Here is a 14,908-nt window from a genome sequence, read left to right as displayed (position 1 = left end):
GCTTGAAGTTCGACGCCGTCACCGCGCGGAATGGAATCCTCGGCGTCGTCATCGAGGGTCTCCTGGAGCCGAGGCCGAGCCGGAACCTCACTGGGAGAGCAGCTGCATCATCGATGCCTTCTGGGCGACCACGGCCGGGTGGTATCGCATGCTGGCGCACGTCACGTACGTCATCCACGGGATCCGCGACGTGGCCTCTGCGGTGACGCCGAGGCTCTGTCGAGCCGATGCCCTCGGCAGGGCTGTGACGGGGGCGCCGTTCCACCAGGGACCCGAGGAGCGAAGGGTCCAGGCGGTTGGCCGAGTACCGTGAGGTGCTGTTCCCGCTGGAGTTCTTCGCGGGTGGACAGCCTCAGCGTTGCCCACACACACCTCGCGTCGGTCGCCAGTCCATCTCATCGAAGCCGATGAGGCGTTCCGGTACACGAGGGGCGGCTCATTGCTCGTCCTCGGTGGTCCCGACCTGGCCGGCGGTCCGTACCGGAAAGAGCGCGGACCAACGAGCCTCCTCCTCCCGCTGCTCCAGGCCCCGTCGCAGCCACGCCTGGACGGACAGGGACACCACGGCGGTGGTGCCGGCGACCGTCAGCAGCGCGACCATGCTCGGATCGACCGGCATGAGCAGCAGAAGCATCGTGAGGGCCGCCGATCCCCACCCGGTCAGCACAGCGGCCGCGGCCAGCCGCCGGGAGCGCGGCCGGTCCTGGCCCGCCCGCAGATCGATATAGGCAGGCAGGTACCAGACGTTGCCGGATGCGAAGAGCACGACGACACCGACCGCCAGAACACCGTGGGACATCGGGCAGCACTCTCCTGAGGGCGGGGCTTGCGGGGGGAGATGGAAGGGTCAGTGCGGTACAGCGGGTTCGAGTTCGAGTGCGGCGATCTCCGGATGGTGCAGATCGAAGGCCGGGGACTCGCTGCGGATACGGGGCAGGGAAGTGAAGTTGTGCCGGGGCGGCGGACAGGACGTGGCCCATTCCAGGGAGCGGCCATAACCCCAGGGATCGTCGACGGTGACCTTCCTGCCGTACTGGCTGGTCTTCCAGACGTTGTAGAAGAAGGGCAGGAACGACAGCCCGAGGAGGAACGAGCCGATGGTGGAAAGGGTATTGAGAGCGGTGAAACCGTCAGCGGCGAGATAGTCCGCGTACCGGCGCGGCATTCCCTCGGCTCCAAGCCAGTGCTGCACGAGGAACGTGAGGTGGAAGCCGACCGTCAGCACCCAGAACGTGATCTCGCCCAGGCGTTCGTCGAGCATCCTGCCGGTGAACTTCGGCCACCAGAAATGGAATCCGGCGAACATCGCGTACACGACCGTGCCGAAGAGCGTGTAGTGGAAGTGGGCGACAACGAAGTACGAGTCGGAGACATGGAAGTCCAGTGGTGGTGAGGCCAGGATCACTCCGGTCAGTCCGCCGAAGACGAAGGTGATCAGAAATCCGGTGGTCCACAGCATCGGCGTCTCGAAGGACAGCGACCCCTTCCACATCGTGCCGATCCAGTTGAAGAACTTCACTCCGGTCGGTACGGCGATCAGGAAGGTCATGAAGGCGAAGAAGGGCAGCAGTACGCCACCGGTCACATACATGTGGTGGGCCCAGACGGTGACGGACAGTCCGGCGATGGCGATCGTCGCGGCGACGAGACCGATATAGCCGAACATCGGCTTCCGGGAGAAGACCGGAATGATTTCGGAAACGATGCCGAAGAACGGCAGAGCCAGTACATAGACCTCGGGGTGGCCGAAGAACCAGAAGAGGTGCTGCCACAGAAGCGTGCCTCCGTTGGCGGGATCGAAGATGTGTGAGCCGAACTTCCGGTCCATCTCCAGCGCGAAGAGCGCCGCGGCCAGGACCGGGAAGACCAGGAGGATGAGTACGGCGGTCAGCAGTACGTTCCAGGTGAAGATCGACATCCGGAACATGGTCATTCCTGGGGCACGCATGCAGATGATGGTGGTGATGAAGTTCACCGCTCCGAGAATGGAACCGAATCCGGAAAGCGCCACGCCCATGATCCACATGTCGGCGCCGACGCCCGGTGAATGCGTGGCGTCGGACAACGGGGCATAGGCGAACCATCCGAAGTCGGCGGCGCCCTGAGGAGTGAGGAACCCCGCGGCGGCGATCAGTGAACCGAAGAGGAACAACCAGTACGCCAGCATGTTCAGCCGCGGGAAAGCCACATCGGGTGCGCCTATCTGAAGCGGCATGAGCCAATTGGCGAATCCTGTGAACAACGGCATCGCGAACAGCAGCAGCATCACCGACCCATGCATGGTGAATGCCTGATTGAACTGCTCGTTGGAAACGATCTGCGTCCCGGGACGGGCGAGTTCGGCGCGCATCACGAGTGCCATCGCGCCGCCGATCAGGAAGAAGACGAACGCGGTGACGAGATAGAGCGTGCCGATCTGCTTGTGGTCGGTCGTCGTCAGCCACGAGACGACGATCCGCCCGCGAGACGAACGGCCCGGCAGATCGGTGCCGGGTTGCATCGCCGGCTCTTTCGTGTCGGCCCGGGTGGCCCGGCGTCCGTTCCTGGTGGAGTGCGCGTCGGCGATGGCGGCTCCGGGGTCGGGGGGCATGGGCCCCTGTGAGGGAGCGGCCTGATTGCCCTGCGATTCCATTGCGTCCACCGGACCGTGTCCTCCAGCTGTTGCGGTTCTTCGAGCGCTCCCCGGCCGCGCGGGGCGGCGGGGAGCGGTCGGAAAGGTCCGGCGGATCACGAGGGGACGGACCGGACCTTCCCGGCCGCACCATGCTGGCCGTGCCCCACGAAGCCCTCCAGGGACCGACAGGTACCTTCCACGGGGCCGACCGGCCCTGCTGCCGATGCGTCAGGCAGCCGACCGGCCTCATCCGAGCCGGTCCCGGAGGCGGCAGTGCACCGCCGGACCCTCGGCCCCGTGGCTGCCGTAGGCTGATCGTCCGTGGACCGGTCCCAGCCCTGCGGTGATCCGGTGAGCAATTTCCCGGCATACGGCACACGGACCCAGAGAGCGGCGCCCCGATGACAGAGACAGCACCTACCGCGCCCGACTCCCCTTTCGGAGTCCCTTCTCCCGGCTCCGCCTCCCCCGCCCCCGATTCGCCCGGAGCCCCCTGCCCCGGTCCGGCGACCTGGCCCGAGCCCAGTCGGCCGGACAGGATGCGCAGTCTGCTGGATGCCGTGATGAGTCTGGGGCGGGGCCTGGAACTGCCCGAGGTGCTCCGCGGGATCGTGGAGGCCGCGGTGACCCTGACCGACGCGGAGTACGGAGCGCTCGGCATTGTCGGGGACGGGCAGAAGCTGCTGGAGTTCCTGCCGGTCGGCATATCGGAGCAGCTCGCCGCCGTGATCGGCCAGACGCCGTGCGGGCGCGGAATCCTCGGTGAGCTGATCCGTCACCCGGAACCGCTGCGGCTCACCGATCTGAGCAGCCATCCGCGCAGCTTCGGATTTCCGCCCCATCATCCCCCGATGCGCACCTTCCTCGGGGTGCCGGTGCGGGTTCGCGACGAGGTGTTCGGCAACCTCTACCTCACCGAGAAGCGCGGCGGGGTGAGCTTCGACGCCGACGACGAGGCGGTGCTGACCACCTTGTCGATCGCGGCCGGGGTCGCCATCGACAACGCCCGCATGTACGACGAGAGCCGTCGCCGGGAGCGGCGTCTGGAAGCACTGGGCGAGATCACTCGCACCCTGCTCTCGGGGACGGACGCCGACGAGGTGCTGCATCTGATCGCCGAGCGGGCGATGGAGGTGGCGGGGGCCGACCGGGCCGCGATTCTGCTGCCGACGCCCCCCGTGCCCCTCTCCGGAGCTTCGGAGACGTCCGGGGCTGAGGAACGTCTCACCGTTGCCGTCGCCCACGGCCGGGACTCCGAACGCGTAACGGGGCTGTCCGTACCCGCGCGGGGATCACTGGCCGGACTCGCCGCCCGTACCGGGACACCGGTGCACTGCGCCGATGTCCGTACCGATCCCCGGGCCCACCCGTTCGGCGCCGGTGCCGAGGACGGTCTGGGTCCGGTGGTGACGGTGCCTTTGCGAGTCGACACGGGGGCAAGGGGCGCACTGCGCCTGGGGCGGCCGGTGGACCGCCCGCCGTTCGACGACACCGAGGTCGCGCTCGTCTCGGGCTTCGCCGACCAGGCGGCCATCGCCCTGGAACTGGCCCGTAGGCGGGACGAGTCCGAGGAACTCGCCGTCATGCACGACCGGGACCGGATCGCCCGCGATCTGCACGATCTGGCGATCCAGCGTCTCTTCGCGACCGGAATGACTCTCCAGAGCACCACGCGTTCCATCGCGGACCGGCCGGACGCGGCCGAGCGGGTCAGCCGGGCGGTGGATGATCTGGACACCACGATCCGGATCATCCGGTCCACCATCTTCGATCTGCGGACAGCCGACGGTTCGGGCCGCGGCGGGCTGCGGCACCGGATGACGGAGACCGCTCGCACGGCGGCACACGCCCTTGGTTTCCGGCCCTCTGTGCGGATCGACGGGCCGGTGGACACCACGGTGCCGGACGAACTGGCCGAACACGTGGTGGCGGTCGCCGCCGAGGCGGTGTCCAATGCCTCTCGCCATGCCCGTGCCACTCGTATCGGCATCGTGCTGTCGGCCGACGAGGCGGTGACCCTGACCGTCACCGACAACGGCATCGGAATCCGGGACGGTGTCACGACCGCGCCCGGGACAGGGGCAGCGGTCGATGCCGACGAACCGGCGACCGGGCGCATCGGAGGGCTGGCCAATATGCGTACGCGAGCAGAGTTGTGCGGCGGCACACTGGCCATCGAACGGCCGGCGGACGGCGGCACCCGGATCATCTGGCGCGTGCCGCTCCACGACTGACCTGAGTGCCGGTCAGCTTCTCGGGACCGGGGGCCACTTCTGGCGGTCCTTGATCCGGCCGACGAGCATCGCGGCCTGGATTCGGCGGCCCACGCCCAGTTTGGCGAGGATCGAGGAGATGCGGTTCTTGACGGTCTTCTCGGCCAGGAAGAGACGTTCCCCGATCTCACGGTTGGTAAGGCCCTCGCCGATGAGATCCAGGATCTGCCTTTCCCTGGGCGTGAGTCCGTCCAGTTCCGACGCCTCCGACGCCTCGGCAGGGGTTCGCTGGGGGCCCCGCAGCCGTGCCATCACTCGGGCGGTCGTCCGTGGATCGAGCATCGAGGTGCCTGCCGCGACCGTCCGTACGGCGGCGACCAGATCGGCTCCGTTGATCTGCTTCAGCACGTACCCCGCAGCGCCCGCCATGATGGCGTCGAACAGCGCCTCGTCATCATCGAACGACGTCAGCATCAGGCAGGCGAGTTCGGGCATCAGGGCACGCAGTTCCCGGCATACCTCGATACCGGCGTGGTCACCACCTTGGTCGTCGCCGAGGCGTACGTCCAGTACGGCGACCTGCGGTCTGCTGGCCGGTACGCGGGCCAGCGCCTCCCGGGCGTCGGACGCCTCGCCGACGACCTCGATGCCGTCCTCGGCTTCCAGCAAATCGCGTACGCCGCGCCGTACGACCTCGTGGTCGTCGAGGATGAAGACGCGTACGGGGGCCGCGGACTGCGACGGGGTCGTGCTCAGTGGGGACTTCGCGGACTCGTTCACATCATGCTCGATCGGTTCGGGGAGAGGGCCGGAACCAGTATGTGCCCGTCCGCGTGCCTGTTCGCGCCGGGGTGCCACCGCATGGCAAACGGTGTGTGAACAGGGCCGAAAGGCCCTGTGACCGGGGCCGGTCAGCGGGCTGGACGCGGTGCCATACTGGCGCCCGCCCAGATCGTCCGGGCGCCACGGACATCTCCCTTTCCCGGCCACCCCACTGCGCTGCACCGAGGAGTCACCGGCCCATGAACACCCCGAGCGAGGACTACCACGCACTGCTCGCACGGCATGACGCGATGCGGCTGCGACGACGCATCCTGGCCCCGTCCGGCAGTCGTCCCGAACCGTGGAGCGCCAAGGCCCCACAGGCGTACGACGGAACGGCCGACCAGCTGCTGATCAGCGACTCCCTACCACTGGTGAGCCCGCTGGAGGAGCTGATCGCCGCGCTGTACCGGCTTCTGTTCGAGCGGCATCCGTATCTACGGTCGTTGTTCCCCGAGTCGATGGCGTTCCAACAGGTCCATCTCGTAGGGATCTTCCGCTATCTGATCGGCAATCTGCACCGTACCGACGAGATGATCGACGTCTTCGGGCAGTTGGGGCGCGACCATCGCAAGCTCGGTGTGCGCCCCGCGCATTTCGAAGCCTTCGAGGCGGCACTGATCGAGGCGCTGCGCATGCGCGCGGGCGCCCGGTGGACCAGTGCGCTGGAGTACGCCTGGCTGCGGATGCTGCGGCTGGCTGTTTCGGCGATGGTCAGGGGCGCGGACGAGGCGATCGCCGAACCGCCCAGCTGGGAGGCGACAGTGACCTCGCACGAACGCCGCACGCCCGAACTCGCGGTGCTGCGGGTACGGCCCCATCAGCCCTACGCCTTCGAGGCCGGGCAGTACGCGTCCTTGGAGTCGCCGCTGCTGGAACAGGCGTGGCGTCCCTACTATCTGGCCCGCGCGCCGCATCCGGACGGTGAGCTGGAGTTCCATGTACGGGCCCGGGGCGCCGGCGGGGTGAGCGATGCGCTGGTGCACGGTACGCGGGAGGGCGGCGCCGTCCGTCTCAGCGCCCCACGCGGCGCGTTGACGCTGCCCGATCACATTCCGTCCGCAGACATTCTGCTGATCGGCTCCGGTACGGGCTGGGCTCCGATGAAGGCGTTGCTCCAGCGGATCGACGCCGACCGGTCCCGTGCGCACCGGGTACGGCTGCTGCTGGGTCTCGCCGCGCCGGAGGAGAGGGCGGCGGCCGAAGAGATGTACGACGCGGCGTATCTGGAGGCGTTCCGGCGCGGACGCCCCTGGCTGACCGTCATCGCGGCTGATGCGACGGATGCTCGCTTCGCGGGTGCCGGGCTGCGGGCCCTGAACGGAATACTGACCCCGCATCCTGGGGGCGCCGCCCGGCAGCACGCCTTTCTGGCCCTGGCCCCCGAGGGCTCCACGACCGGGCCGGCGCGGGCCGTCTCCGCGCGGCTGGTCGCCGCCGGAGTACCGGCCGCGCACATCCATCACGAGACCACCGGCATCGTCGCGGTCACAGAAACGTCTGCCAGTACGACCAGAACCGGGTTGCTATCAGCATGACGATGGCCAGGCACCAGGTCACCGGCACCACGAGGGGGAACTCCAGCACCGCCGCGACCAGGGCGCGTGGGGCGGGCAGGACGCCATGACGCAGATTGTGCACCGTGGTGTGCCAGAACATGAGGATGGTGACCACCCACACGAGCACGCACCACAGGCAGAGGGCGCCTATGTCGTACAACGCCTGCGTCATCAGCCACATGCAGAAGCCGACGCCGAACAGCGTGCCGAGGTTCAGCCCCAACCAGTACCAGCGCCGATAGCGTGCGCCTGCAAGCAGGCCCGCGCCGGTCCCCATCACCACCCCGAAGGCGACCAGCCCGATGAGCGGGTTGGGAAAGCCGAACACCGACGCCTGCTCGCTGCGCATCACATTCGTGCAGGACACCACGGGGCTCAGCGAGCAGGCGGGCACGAAAGCGGGGTCGGCGAGCAGTTCGAACTTGTCGATCGTGATGACGAACGAGCCGAGCAGCCCGAGCGCGGCGGTGACAACCAACAGCCACGCGAACCCCCGCCTCGCCCCGGCGCACTCCCGGTCGTAGCGCTTCCCGGACGCACTGGCGCAGGCCCGGTCGTCGGCCTCGGGTCCTTCCGCCACCCTCCCCGCTCCACGCTCCGACAGTTTCATGTCCGCCCCCGTACGGAACCGTCCGGCCAGACGACCTCCACCCGGATTCCTCGCGCACGCGCGAAGGCAACCAGATGTGCGGTGGCGTCCCGGCCGTCCGACGGCGATCCGTCCCACACGGCGAGCACGGTCCGGCACGCCTCCACCAGACGTTCATCGGCGCTGACACACGCGTTGCGGTCGGCCGGATCGAAAGCCAGCAGCCGTACGTGTTCGGCCAGGACCAGCAGTTCGCCTGCGGCCGACCGGTCCCGCTCGGGCAGCACGGCGGGAACAGCACCCTGGACCGGCAGCAGCACTGTCAGCTTCCGCCCGGTCTCCCGGGCGGCCCGCCCGAACACCAGCGGCAGCCCCGCCCCGACCCGCACCAAGGCGGTCGCACCTACTGCCAAGCGGTCCAGCCACGCTCTCAGTTCAGCTTCCACCAGTTCCAGGGTTCTGTTGCCGAGGTCTCTGTGCCCGACTACTGCGATCACCACGTTTTCCTCCTGCGCGCACCCGCACCGTCCGAACGCTCCCGCATGCCACGCCACGGCCCGGCCCAGAAGCCGATACTTGACCGGCTCGCAGCATGCGATGTACCGCAGTGAACCCATCGGAGGTCCGACGCCGCTAGGGCCGTTCGGCCCTGAGGCCGTTCGGCCCTGGCGTGGGGACGGCGCCACACGATGTACTCGTGCGGCAGGTGAGCAGACCAGGAGACGAGGCAGCCCCATGAGCCACTCATGCCATCAATCGCCGCAGCCGTCCGTGCGCACGGCTGTGACCACACCATCGGAGGCGGCACCGTTTTCGGGTTCGGCGGCCACCGTGCCGCGCCGCACGGTCGAGTTGACAGATACTCAGGCTCTGAGCCTGCTCGGCAGGGCGTCGCTCGGGCGGATCGTCTTCACCCAGCGCGCGCTGCCCGCCATCCGACCGGTGAACCATCTGCTGGACCGCGGTCAGATCGTCATCCTGACCCATCAGGACTCGGATCTGTTCGCCCAGGCCCGCGACCATGGCGATCGGGGAGTCGTGGTCGCCTACCAGGCCGACGACATCGATCCGCTGACCCATCTGGGCTGGAGTGTCGTGGCCACGGGGTACTGCCGCCCGGTCGCCGATCCGGACGCGCTGACGCGCTACCGGCGGCTGCTCCGGCCCTGGTCGGGCCCGGTGATGAACTGTGCGGTACGCATCCGTCCACATCTGGTCACCGGAATCCGGCTGTCCGTCTGACACTGTACTTAAAGAGCGTTCTTGGTCGCGCAACGGGCGCAGGCCGCCGGGCGAGCTGGAACGAGTATCGGCCGGGACCGGGCCGTGACGTTCGGTCGAGCGGCTCGGGGCGCGGGACCACGGACGTCATGGACACCGGGCCATCTCCTGTGGGAGTAGGTGGCCGACACCTGGGCGTTGCGGTGACCGAGGATCGTCATGATGGTCTGGATCTGCGCTCCGCCCTCGGCGAGCTGGGTTCCCACGGTGCGGCTTGTGTCCGAGGTGGCCGTGTGCGGACGACGCCGTGTTGTCATTGGCCTGCACTGTTGCGGATACGGCTTTGGCAATGCTGTTGCTCGTGGGTGTTGCATTTCGATGGCATCAACGTGATTTAGACCCCCCGGTTCTGAGTGATGGCACCAACTACGGTGCGCCGTGCCCCCGAGGCCGGCTGTGGTCGGCCTCGGGGGGATCCGCCGGACAGTGCACGAGGGGTGGCCGCCCGCGTCGCGGGCGGCCTGCTGCCAGGCAGCACGCTCGTCGCGGCGCCACAGCCCGTGATCCAGGACGACATCGTTGCCCGGCCTCCAGTTCCTTGCGGTCGATGCCGGGCGGGCACCGGCCGCGTGGACGATCGGGCACCCTGGCCTCGATCCGCCGCTGGCTCAGGAACCATCTGAGGCTCCGGCCTCAGACGCGATCGATGACCTCTTGGAATCCGGCACTCGTCGGGCACCGGATCTCGACGCTTCGGCACCGAGCACCCGCTGGACACCATCGCCGACTCCCGGTCACTGGCGACCTACGTCGGCGAGCAGACCCGCCGACACGGCTTGCGGCGCATCGCCGTGCGCGATCCGACCCCGGTCCACCCGCACTCACTGGTGTGCCACCGCGACAACCTGCACCCGGCACTTGCTGCGCTCCGCGACCACCTCTCCTCCGGGCGGTGCGAACATCCCGACGCCGAGACCTGGAAACCGGCATGGGCATAGTGGTCAGGACCAACGCGTGACCCAGCGCCGGCCACGAGCCGAGAGGACGCCCGGCCTCCGGCAACGTCAGCCGGCTTGCTCCGCGAAGGCCGCGAACCGGAAGCCGCGTCAGGCGGCCGCCGGGCCACACCGCTCCCCGGCAGTGGATCGCACGCCCGACTTCAGGGGTCGGTGGATAGAGGCACCACACTCCATGTCAGACGTAGCCAGTGATCTTGCATGCAGCCTTCCACCCGGCCGCCTCGAAGCGGCAGTCCGACAAGATCGCCTGCTACGTCGATCGTCGTGGCCGCCACCGCCCCCGAACCGAAGCTCCGCTGCACGGCCGGCTCTCGCGGCTCTCGGGCCCTGCTCGTCAGCTCACTACACCGCCCGGTGCTGGCGCACCAGGCAGGAGCGCTTGGCGTCGAACGTCCAGCCGGGCACGAGGTACTGCATCGCGGCCGCGTCGTCCCTCGCCCCCAGCGCCTCTTTCCGGTAAAGCTCGTGGGCCGCGAGGAGGCGGCCCATGTCGAGTTCGACCCCCAGGCCGGGGGTGTCGGGGACGGCGATCTCACCGTCGACGATCCGTGGCGGGGTGACGGTGAGCCGCTCCAGGCCCTCCTGCCAGATCCAGTGCGTGTCCAGGGCGTTGTACTCACCCGGGGCCGCGGCGCCGCAGTGCGTGATCATGGCGAGTGAGATGTCGAAGTGGTTGTTGGAGTGACAGCCCCAGGTCAGGCCCATTGCGTTGCACAACTGGGCCACGCGTACCGAGCCCTGCATCGTCCAGAAGTGCGGGTCGGCCAGCGGGATGGACACCGCCTGCAGGGCCAGTGCATGGGTCAGCTGCCGCCAGTCGGTGGCGATCATGTTGGTTGCCGTCGGGAGGCCCGTGGCGCGGCGGAACTCGGCGAGGACCTCGCGCCCCGAGTAGCCGCCCTCCGCCCCGCAGGGGTCCTCGGCGTAGGTGAGCGTGCCCACCAGCGGTGAACACAGCTCGACGGCCTCGCGCAGGGACCACGCGCCGTTCGGGTCCAGGGTGATCCGGGCCGCGGGGAAACGGTCCTTGAGCGCGCGTACGGCCTCGACCTCCTCTGTACCCGTCAGGACTCCGCCCTTGAGCTTGAAGTCCCGGAAGCCGTACAGGCCGTAGGCCGCCTCGGCCTGGCGGACGATCGCCTCGGACGTGAGGGCCTCCTCGTGCCGGATGCGGTACCAGTCGACGTGCGAGTCGCGTTCCCGGACGTACTCCAGGTCCGTGCGGTCGGGGTCGCCGACGTAGAAGAGATAGCCCAACACCCTTACGGAATCCCGTTGCTGACCATCACCCAGCAGAGCCGCGACCGGTACGCCGAGGTGCTGGCCGAGCAGGTCGAGCAGCGCCGACTCGACGGCCGTAACGGCGTGCACGGTGGTCCGCAGGTCGAAGGTCTGGGCACCTCGTCCGCCCGAGTCGCGGTCGGCGAACCGGCTTCCGATCTTGCGCAGGACGCTCTTGTAGTCGCCCACCTTCGCGCCGACGACCAGTGCCCCGGCATCCCGCAGCGTCTGGGTGATCTTCTCGCCGCCGGGCACCTCCCCCAGTCCCGTACGGCCGTCGGAGTCCGTGAGGACGACGATGTTGCGGGTGAAGAAGGGGCCGTGGGCACCGGAAAGGTTCAGCTCCATGCAGTCGCGGCCGGCGACGGGATAGACGGCGAAGTGGGTGATGGTCGGCTGGCTCATGCTTGTCGGTTTCCTTGGATACGAGGGTGGAGGCGGCGTTGTGATCAGGTGCTTCAGAGGCTGAGGACGTCGAGGACCCATTCGCCGGCCAGGACGCCGCCCAGGCCGAGGACCGCGAGCACCGTCGTATAGGTGGTGCGGACCTTGATCGCCTGGACGACCGAGAGGTTGAAGTACTCCTTGAACAGCCAGAATCCCGGGTCGTTGACGTGGGAGAAGGCGATCGACCCGCACGAGACGGCGAGCACCATCATCTCGGGGTGGGTCCCGCTGCCCGCCAGGAGCGGCAGCACCACGCCGGAGGCCGTGACGACGGCGACCGTTGCCGAACCGAGCGCGACGCGGAGGATGACAGCGATCAGCCACGCCAGGATGATCGGCGAGACCGACCAGCCCTGCGTGACGTCCTTGATGTAGTCGGAGATCCCGCCCTGGACGAGGACGTTCTTGAAGGCGCCGCCCGCGCCGATGACCAGGAGGATCATCGCCATCGCCTGGGCCGCCGAGGAGCAGGAGGCGCTGACGTCCGCCATGCTGCGGCCGATCCGCGGCCCGAGCGCCCAGGCCGCCAGGACGAGGGTCAGCAGGAGCGCGATCGGTGCCGAGCCGATGAAGGCAACCACGTGCAGGAACGAGTTCTCGCCGGCCGTGACCATGTCGGTCACGGCAGCGCCGGCGATCAGCACCACCGGGAAGAGGGCCACGAACAGCGACCAGCCCATGCCGGGCATCTCCTCGTCGGTGAACTCGCGCTCACTGACCAGGCCATTGGGTACGGAGGGATTCATCGCCCTGACGAACGGCAGGCGCGGCCACACCAGCGCGATGAGCGCACCGGCCGGTATGGCGATGAAGAGGCCGTAGAAGAGGGTGTGGCCGACGGAGGCGTGGAAGGTCGCGGCCACGGCGGTCGGGCCGGGGTGCGGCGGCAGAAAGCTGTGCATCGTGGACAGCGCGATCGACATCGGGAGGCCCACCCACAGCAGGTTCACCCTGGTGACCCTGACCAGCGTGAACGCGATAGGCACGATGATGATGAAGGCGACCTCATAGAACATGGTCACACCGATGAGCATGGACGTGACCACCATGGCCGCCTGGACCCAGCGCGGGCCGAAGGCGTCGAGCAGCCGGCCCGCGATCCGCTGGGCGGCTCCGGAGTCGCCCATGACCCGGCCGACCATGGCGCCGAGCCCGATGGTGAGCATCGTGTCGCCGATCTGCCCCCCGATGCCCTCCGCCAGGACGTCCGGGATGCCGGCCACCGGAATCCCCTGGACCAGCGCGACGCCGACCGCCACGATCAGGAGCGCGGCGAAGCCGTTGAGTTTCAGCCGGGTCATCAGGAACAACAACACCAGAACGCTGATCCCGACTACGAAGAGCGGCATGTCAGTTCTCCTTTGAACTGTCTGATTGTCGAATCGAGTGGTCCCACCGCCGAACTGCGGCGGCTCCTCGCCGGAAGCCGTCGACCGAGGCGGTGGACGGGCGGTCTCAGGCGGTACGTCGGCGAATGGCGCCGACCAGGTTCAGCCCGGCGTCGGGGATCTGCTCCAGGTCGGCGAGGTCGGCCGGGCAGGGGTCGGTGAGCGGGGCGCGTACGGGGCCGACCGGCAGTCCGCGCCGCCGGGCCGCGGCCTTGACCAGGCACACGGCGTAACCCGGGGCCCGGTCGCGCAGTTCGACCAGCGGGATGCAGAAGTCGCACAGCAGCTTGCTCACCGCCGCGTTGTCGCCGTCGCGCAGGGCCGTGAAGCAGGCGTCGGCGATCTCGGGCGCGAACGCGTGGACGGCCGGGACGCCGACGGTGGCGTACGCGCGGGCCTGGATCCCCGCCACCACGGGAAGTCGGCCATCGGCCACGTCGACCGCAGCCTCGACGACCGCGCGGTACTCGTCCTCGTCCAGCGCGCTGAACTCTCCGGTTCCGCAGGCCGGGAACACCGCGCCGGGTGCGGTGGCCACCTGGGCGGTCAGATACGTCCGGTACGAGTCCAGGTCGAGGCTGCCGTCGTCCCGGAAGCTCGTGAGGGGGAAGGACAGCACTCCGCCCGCCATGCCCTCGCGCAGCCGCTGAGCGATGCCTTCGGTTTCCACACTGAACCACTCCCATCCTCATATGCAGATGGCGAATATGTATGCGAACGGAGCTAAGCGGTTGAACGGGAAACGGTCAAGGGGTTCGACAGCACGGATCTACGATGTGGCCATGCCTGGGAACAGCGGGGTCCGTGGAGTGAAGTCGGCGGCCCGTACCGTCGAACTGCTCGAACTGCTCGCCGCACGGGGCGACCGGCCGGCCCGTCTGGACGAACTCGCCGAGGAACTGGCCGTACCGCGCAGCAGCATGTACCAACTGCTGCAGACCCTCGTCGGCTGTGGCTGGGTGCGCTCCGACACGACCGGATCCCTCTACGGCATAGGGATCCGCGCCCTGCACACGGGCACGAGCTACTTGGACAGCGACCCGCACGTGCGCGCGGTCCGCCCCTACCTCGACGAGGCTTCGGACGCGCTCGGCGAGACGATCCATCTGGCCCGGCTCGACGACTCGAACGTCGTCTACCTCGCCACGCGCGAGTCCCACGAGTACCTGCGCACCATCAGCCGCGTCGGCCGCCGGATCCCGGCCCACGCCGGTGCACTCGGCAAGGCGCTGCTCGCCGAGCGCCCCGACGACCGACTCCCGCTCCCCGACGCCCCTTTGGCGGCCCTCACGGAGAACACGCACACCGAACACGCCGCGCTGCTCGCCGACCTGGCCACAGTGCGCGAGCGCGGCTACTCCATCGATCGCGAGGAGACAGTAACTGGCATCGCCGGCTTCGGCTTCGCCCTGCGGTACGACTCACCGGCCACCGATGCCATCAGTTGCTCGGTGCCGGTAGCACGACTCAGCGAGGAGCACGGGGCCCGGATCGTCACGGTCATGCGGGAGACGCGGACGAAGATCGAGAGTGTCCTGTCGCCCGCCTCAGGCGCTCCCGACTGGCGCTGACCCACCGACGCGCCTCCAACCGGTCCTCTCCGGCCAAGCGGTCAGGACGCGGCGGCTCGGCGACGACTTCGAACCCGCCTTCGGCGTGGTGACACTCCCGGAGACGGCCACCGCGACACACCGGGCGCGTTCGCACCTGCCGTCGAGCCCGAAACCGCTGCCTGGGGATGCGGACCTGTTCTAC

General features: G+C 68.6%; 12 protein-coding genes and 2 pseudogenes. 5 read left to right on the top strand and 9 right to left on the bottom strand.

Going from position 1 to position 14,908, the window contains the following annotated elements; genetic code table 11:
• Nucleotides 1-64: 64 nt before the first annotated feature.
• The 3 genes and pseudogenes from ACFVV1_RS22710 to ctaD form a co-directional block, all read right to left on the bottom strand.
• Nucleotides 65-213 (bottom strand): annotated as a pseudogene (locus tag ACFVV1_RS22710) (LLM class flavin-dependent oxidoreductase); the annotation flags it as partial.
• A gap of 223 nt (nt 214-436) precedes the next feature.
• Nucleotides 437-799 carry a hypothetical protein gene (locus ACFVV1_RS22705; RefSeq protein WP_389991981.1) on the bottom strand — a complete coding sequence of 121 codons (363 nt, stop codon included), beginning with the start codon at nt 797-799 and terminating at the stop codon, nt 437-439.
• Between the two features lie 48 nt (nt 800-847).
• A complete protein-coding gene (gene ctaD / locus ACFVV1_RS22700) occupies nt 848-2,500 on the bottom strand; it encodes a cytochrome c oxidase subunit I (RefSeq protein WP_389992130.1) in 1,653 nt (550 codons plus the stop codon).
• A 653-nt stretch (nt 2,501-3,153) separates the two neighbouring features.
• On the opposite strand from ctaD, the gene ACFVV1_RS22695 reads away from it, so the two are divergent.
• On the top strand, nt 3,154-4,848 hold the full coding sequence (locus ACFVV1_RS22695) for a GAF domain-containing protein (protein WP_389991979.1): 1,695 nt from the start codon (nt 3,154-3,156) through the stop codon (nt 4,846-4,848).
• A gap of 12 nt (nt 4,849-4,860) precedes the next feature.
• Here ACFVV1_RS22695 and ACFVV1_RS22690 read toward each other — a convergent pair whose 3' ends face one another.
• Entirely contained in the window at nt 4,861-5,607 is a 747-nt protein-coding gene (locus ACFVV1_RS22690) for a response regulator (RefSeq protein WP_389991976.1), read from the bottom strand.
• Between the two features lie 242 nt (nt 5,608-5,849).
• Between ACFVV1_RS22690 and ACFVV1_RS22685 the strand changes: the two genes are divergently transcribed.
• Nucleotides 5,850-7,187 carry a globin domain-containing protein gene (locus ACFVV1_RS22685; protein ID WP_389991973.1) on the top strand — a complete coding sequence of 446 codons (1,338 nt, stop codon included), beginning with the start codon at nt 5,850-5,852 and terminating at the stop codon, nt 7,185-7,187.
• On the opposite strand, the gene ACFVV1_RS22680 is transcribed toward ACFVV1_RS22685, so the two are convergent.
• Nucleotides 7,138-7,788, bottom strand: a complete 651-nt coding sequence (locus tag ACFVV1_RS22680; protein WP_389991970.1) for a vitamin K epoxide reductase family protein — start codon at nt 7,786-7,788, stop codon at nt 7,138-7,140. The two genes, ACFVV1_RS22685 and ACFVV1_RS22680, sit on opposite strands and share 50 nt — an antisense overlap.
• Before the next feature lie 26 nt (nt 7,789-7,814).
• The gene (locus ACFVV1_RS22675; protein WP_389992128.1) at nt 7,815-8,294 is read right to left on the bottom strand and encodes a hypothetical protein; all 480 of its coding nucleotides are present in this window, start codon (nt 8,292-8,294) and stop codon (nt 7,815-7,817) included.
• A gap of 238 nt (nt 8,295-8,532) precedes the next feature.
• Here ACFVV1_RS22675 and ACFVV1_RS22670 point away from each other — a divergent pair, with 238 nt between their 5' ends.
• Nucleotides 8,533-9,039, top strand: a complete 507-nt coding sequence (locus ACFVV1_RS22670; protein WP_389991968.1) for a pyridoxamine 5'-phosphate oxidase family protein — start codon at nt 8,533-8,535, stop codon at nt 9,037-9,039.
• A 731-nt stretch (nt 9,040-9,770) separates the two neighbouring features.
• Nucleotides 9,771-10,016 (top strand): annotated as a pseudogene (locus tag ACFVV1_RS22665) (LysR family transcriptional regulator); the annotation flags it as partial.
• Nucleotides 10,017-10,379: 363 nt separating this feature from the next.
• Here the strand turns inward: ACFVV1_RS22665 and ACFVV1_RS22660 are convergent.
• The 3 genes from ACFVV1_RS22660 to ACFVV1_RS22650 all read right to left on the bottom strand — a co-directional run bounded on the left by ACFVV1_RS22660 (nt 10,380) and on the right by ACFVV1_RS22650 (nt 13,784).
• Nucleotides 10,380-11,723, bottom strand: coding sequence for an enolase C-terminal domain-like protein (locus ACFVV1_RS22660; protein WP_389991966.1), 1,344 nt, complete (start codon nt 11,721-11,723; stop codon nt 10,380-10,382).
• 53 nt (nt 11,724-11,776) lie between these two features.
• A complete protein-coding gene (locus tag ACFVV1_RS22655; RefSeq protein WP_389991964.1) occupies nt 11,777-13,114 on the bottom strand; it encodes a gluconate:H+ symporter in 1,338 nt (445 codons plus the stop codon).
• 106 nt (nt 13,115-13,220) lie between these two features.
• The gene (locus ACFVV1_RS22650; RefSeq protein ID WP_389992126.1) at nt 13,221-13,784 is read right to left on the bottom strand and encodes a dihydrodipicolinate synthase family protein; all 564 of its coding nucleotides are present in this window, start codon (nt 13,782-13,784) and stop codon (nt 13,221-13,223) included.
• A gap of 151 nt (nt 13,785-13,935) precedes the next feature.
• Between ACFVV1_RS22650 and ACFVV1_RS22645 the strand changes: the two genes are divergently transcribed.
• Complete coding sequence (locus ACFVV1_RS22645; RefSeq protein WP_389991961.1) at nt 13,936-14,724, top strand: IclR family transcriptional regulator; 789 nt, start codon at nt 13,936-13,938, stop codon at nt 14,722-14,724.
• Nucleotides 14,725-14,908: the final 184 nt, after the last annotated feature.

The sequence above is a fragment of the Streptomyces sp. NPDC058092 genome (assembly GCF_042884935.1).
Taxonomy (GTDB): Bacteria; Actinomycetota; Actinomycetes; order Streptomycetales; family Streptomycetaceae; genus Streptomyces.
The sequence above is the reverse complement of the archived record's forward strand: the minus strand, read 5'-3'. Positions and strand labels throughout refer to the sequence as shown.